Origin of the sequence: Neptunomonas sp. (assembly GCF_041601355.1) — a bacterium.
GTDB lineage: Bacteria > Pseudomonadota > Gammaproteobacteria > Pseudomonadales > Balneatricaceae > Neptunomonas.
This window is the reverse complement of sequence record NZ_JBFIIH010000039.1, coordinates 22,955-29,704: the sequence shown is the minus strand read 5'-3', so window position 1 is coordinate 29,704 and position 6,750 is coordinate 22,955. Positions and strand designations below refer to the sequence as shown.

The window sequence follows — 6,750 nt, the reverse complement described above, 5'->3', positions numbered from 1 at the left end:
TTGGTTAACATTCCTATCATTAAGTATTCCGTAGACTGGTGGAATACCCTGCATCAGCCAGCCACCTTCACCTTAACAGAAAAGCCAGCGATGCCGGTTGAGATGTGGTTGCCTCTGTTAGTGATGGTCTTGGGGTTCTATTGTTTTTTTAGTGTGTCTTTGATGCTGCGCCTACGTAATGAGATTATTCGTCGAGAGCGTCGCTCTGGTTGGGTGCGTGAATTGATTACTTCCCGGTGAGGTGACTGTGCAGTTCGAAACAATTTCTGAGTTTATTAAAATGGATGGCCACGGGCTCTATGTCTGGTTGTCTTATGCGATCGGTGTGTCGATTCTTATCGGGAATCTGATTTTGCCGTTATTTACACGTAAAGAGCTAATAAAAAATTTAGCTCGGCGTCTGCGTAGGGAGAAAAACGCTCAATGAATCCGAAACGTAAAAAGAGGCTTATCCTCGTTCTCTTTCTTGTGTTTGGTGTCGGTGTGTCGGTGAGCCTGGCGCTCTACGCTCTGAATCAAAATATCAATCTGTTTTATTCGCCGCTGCAGATTGCCAATGGCGAGGCTCCGGAAAATACGCGCATTCGTGCCGGTGGCATGGTGGTCGAGGGCAGTGTAGTGCGTGATCAGCAAAGTTTGCATGTTAAGTTTGAAATGACAGACTATGCGAAGACAGTGCCTGTAGAGTTTACCGGGATTCTCCCTGATTTGTTCCGCGAAGGTCAGGGTATCGTAGCTCAGGGGTCGATGGATGCTCAGGGGATTTTTCAAGCAGTAGAGGTGCTGGCAAAGCATGATGAAAACTATATGCCTCCGGAAGTAGCCGATGCGTTGGAAAAATCAGGTAAAATGCCGATCCCACCTAAAGAGACATACAATAAATGATTCCTGAACTTGGGCAATACTCACTTATTCTGGCCTTAAGTCTTTCTGTACTGTTATCAGTAGTGCCTTTAGTTGGTTCTTACACAGGCAATCAACTGTGGATGAGTTATGCGCGGCCGTTGGCTAAATCGCTTTTCCTATTTTTGCTGATCAGCATGCTTTGCCTTGGTTATGCCTTCATGACGGATGACTTTAGTGTCGCTTATGTGGCGGGCAATTCGAATACGGCGTTACCGGTCTATTATAAATTCAGTGCTATCTGGGGTGGGCATGAAGGCTCCTTATTGCTGTGGGTGTTTATTCTCAGCGCCTGGACGTATGCCGTCGCCGTAAAAAGCAAAGAGTTGCCTCTGGATATAGTGGCGCGTGTATTGTCTGTGATGGGGATGATCAGTGTCGGTTTCACCTCCTTCACCTTGCTGACTTCTAGCCCTTTTAGACGATTATTAACGAATACTCCGTTAGAAGGTGGCGATCTCAATCCTCTGTTGCAGGATATAGGCCTGATTATTCACCCTCCCATGCTGTATATGGGATATGTTGGCTTTTCTGTGGCGTTTGCTTTTGCCATTGCTGCATTAATGGGTGGCCGTCTGGATTCGGCCTGGGCCCGCTGGTCACGTCCATGGACAAATGTGGCCTGGGCTTTTCTGACAATCGGCATCGTGCTGGGTAGCTGGTGGGCATATTATGAACTTGGTTGGGGCGGTTGGTGGTTCTGGGATCCTGTTGAAAATGCCTCATTTATGCCTTGGTTGGTCGGAACAGCATTGGTGCACAGCTTAGCAGCGACTGAAAAACGTGGTGTATTTAAAAGTTGGACGGTTCTGTTAGCGATTTTTGCATTTTCGCTTAGCCTCTTAGGGACTTTTTTGGTTCGTTCCGGTGTGCTTACGTCGGTTCACGCGTTTGCTTCAGATCCTGAGCGTGGCTTTTATGTTTTGATGTTACTGGCCATTACTGTCGGAGGCTCCTTTTTGCTGTACGCCATTAAAGCCGCGCATGTCAAAAGTGAATCCTCGTTCGAGTTGGTGTCCAGAGAAAGCTTCCTGTTGATTAACAATATACTGTTAGTGATTGTCTGTCTGATGGTGTTGTTGGGTACCTTATATCCATTAATTATCGACGCGATGTCGCTCGGTAAAATTTCTGTCGGGCCTCCCTATTTTAACGCGCTGTTTGTGCCGCTTATCGGTGTGATGGTGGTGTTTATGGGAGTGGGCTCTATTGCTCGCTGGAAAAAAACTGAACCTCATTATTTGCTGAAGCAGCTAGGTATCCCTGCTGTAGTGGCGTTGTTACTCGGCTTGGCATTCCCGTTGATGTATGCGGGTGCATTTGAGCTGAAAACTGCTCTGGGAATGATCCTGGCTTTTTGGGTTGCCATCTCTGTACTGCGCGATATTGTCAATAAAATTAAGCATAAACGTACACTGACCGAAGGTTTACGTGGCCTTTCACGCAGCCATGTCGCTATGATGCTGGCGCATCTTGGGGTGGCCGTGTCGATCACCGGTGTGGCTTTGGTGTCCATCTATAATGAAGAGCGTGATTTACGCATGATGCCGGGAGATACGTTGGCGTTTGAGAATTACACCTTCATATTTGAAGGATCAAAACACATTGAAGGGCCAAATTACACCTCGGACATGGGCATACTCACTGTTTTGAAAAACGGTAAGCCACATTCTGTCATGCATCCGGAAAAGCGACTCTATACAGCGCGTGGTGATGTTATGACGGAAGCCGATATAGATCCCGGCTTATTTGGTGATCTTTATGTTGCGCTGGGTGAGCCGTTGGAAGGCGGTGCCTGGGCTGTCCGCGTCCAGTATAAGCCGTTTGTTCGATGGATTTGGTTGGGTGGTTTTATGATGGCATTCGGTGGTTTGCTGGCAGCCAGTGATGCGCGTTATCGGAAAAAGCGGGTGGCTAAGCAAGCGGCTAATGCAGCAATACTCACTCGTGAAAATCTGGCGGTTTAAAGGGAGTTAACATGCGTAGATTTATACTTTTTATTCCTTTAGTCATATTTGTTGTGATGGGGGCTTTGTTCTGGAAAGGGTTGGGCCTGAATCCTACTGAGCTGCCATCAGCACTGATTGATAAGCCGGTCCCTGATTTTAGTCTGCCTTCCCTGATTGATGATAACAGGATGCTGACGCAGAATGATTTGAAAGGGAAACCAGCGCTGTTGAACGTGTGGGCAACGTGGTGCCCAACGTGTAAACAAGAGCATGCGCAGCTGAATAAGATTGTACGTGAAGAAGGCGTTACTATTTATGGTATTAACTATAAAGATGAACGGGGCGCCGCTAAAGAGTGGTTACGCCGCTACCGTGATCCGTATGTAGCTAATATTTTTGATGAACAGGGCGCGCTCGGTCTGGATCTGGGTGTGTATGGCGCTCCTGAAACTTATGTGCTTGATGCTAATGGTGTGATTCGTTACAAGCATGTTGGCGCAGTAGACGAGAAGGTGTGGTCTAAATTACGCACCATTTTACAGCAAATATCCACAGAAACTCAGGGGTGACGATGAGATCAATCATTGTTGTATTCATGCTGTTTTTATCATTGGCTGCCAATGCCACGATTGATACTTACGAGTTTACGGATGACGCTAATCGCGAGCGCTTTCAGCAGTTAACCAATGAACTGCGCTGTCCAAAATGTCAGAACCAGAATCTTGCCGGTTCGAATTCACCGATAGCATCTGACTTGCGTCGTGAGATTCACCGCATGCTTGAAGAAGGCAAGAACAACACAGAAATTACTGATTATATGGTGGCGCGTTATGGTGAGTTTGTGCTCTATCGACCGCGCATGTCAGCAAGTACATGGATTTTATGGTACGGACCTTTTGTGTTGGTTGCGGTTGGTTTTGCGGTTATTTGGCTGATAACCCGAAAACGCAAGCGAGTTAATGAGCAACAAGATGATTCGTTAAATGACAATGATAAAACACGATTAGCTACATTGCTGGATAAGGGAAAGGCTGAATGATTCAATTATGGGTTGGTATTGCGCTTCTGACACTATTGGCGTTGTCGTTTATATTTGTCCCCTTTATACAGGCCAAAAAAGTACAATCGGCCGCGATGAATGTTGATCGTACGCGTCAAAATATAGAGATTTTTGAGGAACGCTTATCTGAACTGGAGGCTGAGCGAGTGGCCGGAAATCTCCAGGAAAAGGATTACGAAGAATTAAAATTAGAGCTAGAGAAAAACCTGCTTGAGGATGCCAGTGATGAAGTGCAGTCGGTAACATCTTCGTCTATCGGATCAAAACAATTGGTCGCTGTTGTATTGATGGCTTTGTTGATTCCGATTAGCGCTTTTGGTTTGTATTTTCAGCATGGCAGTGCGCACCAGTTACAAATGAGTATGGAGTATCCTGAGCAGTTACGTTTCGAAAATGGTGAACAACCGACAGTGGAAGAAGCTATCCAGATGTTGGTCAGTGAGCTGCAAGCAAATCCGCAAAATGCAGAAGGCTGGTATATTCTGGCGACAACTTATATGAATTTGGGGGAGTTTGATAAAGGGGTTGCCAGCTTTAAGCAAGTACTCGATATTTTGCCCGAGGATGCTACACAATATGTCGGCGTGATGGGGCAATATGCACAAGGGCTCTATTTTGCCAAAGGTGGCAAGATGGATGAGGAAGTCAGACAGCAGATCAAGCTGACGTTGGATCGCGAACCCCTGGAAGTGACCGCTTTGGGCTTGCTGGGGATTGATGCTTTTGAGCAGAATCGCCTCGAGGATGCGGTAGGTTTTTGGCGTAAAGCGTTACAAAATGCAGAGCCTGATGCCGCGGACTCTCTTAAAGCAGGGATTCAACGCGCGTTAGAGCAATTGGCCCAACAAGGTAAACCGGTTCCTGATGTCCCTGAGTTGGCCATCGCCAGCATACAGCTGAGTGTTAGCATTGATCCACAACTAGGTGACAATATAGCGGCGGATCAGGTTGTGTTTGTTTTTGCCAAACCGGTAGGCGGGCGTATACCAGTGGCAGCGGTCCGCTTAACCGTAGGCGAGTTGCCAACAACAATTTCGTTGGATGATAGTCTGGCGATGACACCGCAGGCGAAACTGTCGCTGCATCCGAATGTTGAAATTGGTGCGAGAATATCGATGAGTGGGCAACCTCAGGCCGCTTCTGGTGATTTAGAGTCGGCGACAGTGCTGGTTGCTGTAAAAGAGCTGTCCGAGCCCGTTAATCTGGTTATTGATCGGATTGTTGACTAGATACCTGAGTAGATTGTTCAGTAGAGTCGTTCGGTCTATAGTATGAATAAGTTCACGTTTTCTGAGGCAAGTGTTTAAACATGGATATCGGCTTAAGAGAGTGGTTGATAATTGGTGGAATTCTGGTTATCGGCTTGATTATTTTCGACGGTTGGCGCCGTATGAAAGGCCAACGAAACACACTGAAAATTGATATAGACAGAAGTCTTTCGGATGATGTGGAAAGTGCGCCAAGCTCGGATGCTCACAATCCTGAACTACCTAATGGTGGTGCCAGAGCACAGACCAGCTACAGAAGTGACCCGTTTAAATCGAACACCAGCGAAGTGGCGGGTACTGCTGCGCGCATTGATCCAGGTTTTGAGCATCTGAATGATTATCTTGAGACGGGCACTTCAGGCCAGGCACACGTTGGCAAGAGCAGAGATGCGAGGTCTGATATTGGAAGCTCCGGCGTCGGTGCGACTGCCGGCAAAGCGGCTCACATTACAGAGCATGCCGCTACCCGGCAAGCGGAATTAGATCCGCTTTTTGATGATATTCCAGAAATACTCTCTCCTGTCAGACGGGCTGTCGTTGCTGAAGAGGTCGTTGACAAATCAGATCAGGCCTCTGAGCTTTTTGATCTTGAGCAGCCTATAACTGTCCTGATGCGACAGGCATCAGAAAAGCGTGATGAGGAGAGCGTTTCGGCGGCACAGGAAGAGATGTTTTTCTACCCGGAGACATCCGGGGAAGATGATGCCGAGGCCTCGGATACTGATGCAGACAGTCATCATGAATATACTAATAAGAGTGGTGATCAATCTGTAACTGATGATCGGTATTCTAAAGAAAGTGATGTGAGGGCAATTCACGCTGAAGCAGAAGATGTCCGTGAAGCGTTTATTACTGAAGAAAAAATTGATTCAAAAGATAAAGTATCTGTCTCTGCTGATGTGGAAGTTTTTAAGGCACCTGAAGAAGAACGTCAAGCGACACAGGACGAAACTGATATTTCTTCAGAGCAACATTTTGAATCCGATGAGGACAATGTTAGTAGCTTATCTGAGCAGGACTCCTTGTTTGAGAAGGATAAGTTAGAACATGCCCGTAGCGATCGTAAAGCTCGCGAGCATGCGCCAGAGCCCGAAGAAGTATTAGTTATAACCGTGGTGGGTAAAGATCAGCCGTTGGATGGGCAAACTCTTCTGCAAGTTGTGTTGGCTTGCGGTATGCGCTTTGGTGATATGAGTTTGTTTCATCGTTTTGAAGAGGGAATTGATAAAGGCGCGGTACAGTTTAGTATGGCGAATGCTGTTAATCCCGGAACATTTGATCTGGAGCATATGGACGAGATGACAACGCCGGGTGTCAGCTTTTTCATGTCTATGAGCGAGCCTGCTGATGTGAAGAATGCGTTCGAGTGTATGCTGGCGACAGCGGAAACGGTATCGAAACACTTAGGTGGGGATCTGCTTGATGAAAACCGCTCGGTGATGCGTCCTCAGACTAAAGCACATTATCGTGAGCGTATCCGTGAATATGAAATGCATAACCGGCATCGTCGTAAGTAACTCTTATAAGTAACTCTTATAAGTAATTATTGTAAGTAATTTGTCATCTTTAA

Annotated in this window: 7 protein-coding genes and 1 pseudogene; all 8 read left to right on the top strand. The window is 46.8% G+C overall.

Annotated features, from left to right (window positions below):
* Window positions 1-240, top strand: a pseudogene (locus tag ABY436_RS08425) (heme ABC transporter permease); the annotation flags it as partial.
* A gap of 7 nt (window positions 241-247) precedes the next feature.
* Window positions 248-427, top strand: coding sequence for a heme exporter protein CcmD (gene ccmD / locus ABY436_RS08420; RefSeq protein ID WP_372738532.1), 180 nt, complete (start codon window positions 248-250; stop codon window positions 425-427).
* On the top strand, window positions 424-885 hold the full coding sequence (ccmE, locus tag ABY436_RS08415; RefSeq protein WP_372738531.1) for a cytochrome c maturation protein CcmE: 462 nt from the start codon (window positions 424-426) through the stop codon (window positions 883-885). Before ccmD ends, ccmE begins: the two co-directional genes overlap by 4 nt.
* A complete protein-coding gene (locus tag ABY436_RS08410; protein WP_372738530.1) occupies window positions 882-2,870 on the top strand; it encodes a heme lyase CcmF/NrfE family subunit in 1,989 nt (662 codons plus the stop codon). The genes ccmE and ABY436_RS08410 overlap by 4 nt, the downstream gene beginning before the upstream one ends.
* A gap of 11 nt (window positions 2,871-2,881) precedes the next feature.
* Window positions 2,882-3,421, top strand: coding sequence for a DsbE family thiol:disulfide interchange protein (locus ABY436_RS08405; RefSeq protein ID WP_372738529.1), 540 nt, complete (start codon window positions 2,882-2,884; stop codon window positions 3,419-3,421).
* 2 nt (window positions 3,422-3,423) lie between these two features.
* Window positions 3,424-3,891 (top strand): cytochrome c-type biogenesis protein CcmH, encoded by a 468-nt coding sequence (locus tag ABY436_RS08400; RefSeq protein WP_372738528.1) that lies wholly within the window; start codon window positions 3,424-3,426, stop codon window positions 3,889-3,891.
* Complete coding sequence (gene ccmI / locus ABY436_RS08395; RefSeq protein WP_372738527.1) at window positions 3,888-5,141, top strand: c-type cytochrome biogenesis protein CcmI; 1,254 nt, start codon at window positions 3,888-3,890, stop codon at window positions 5,139-5,141. The genes ABY436_RS08400 and ccmI overlap by 4 nt, the downstream gene beginning before the upstream one ends.
* An 80-nt stretch (window positions 5,142-5,221) precedes the next feature.
* Window positions 5,222-6,697, top strand: coding sequence for a cell division protein ZipA (gene zipA, locus ABY436_RS08390; protein ID WP_372738526.1), 1,476 nt, complete (start codon window positions 5,222-5,224; stop codon window positions 6,695-6,697).
* The last annotated feature ends 53 nt before the right edge of the window (window positions 6,698-6,750 follow it).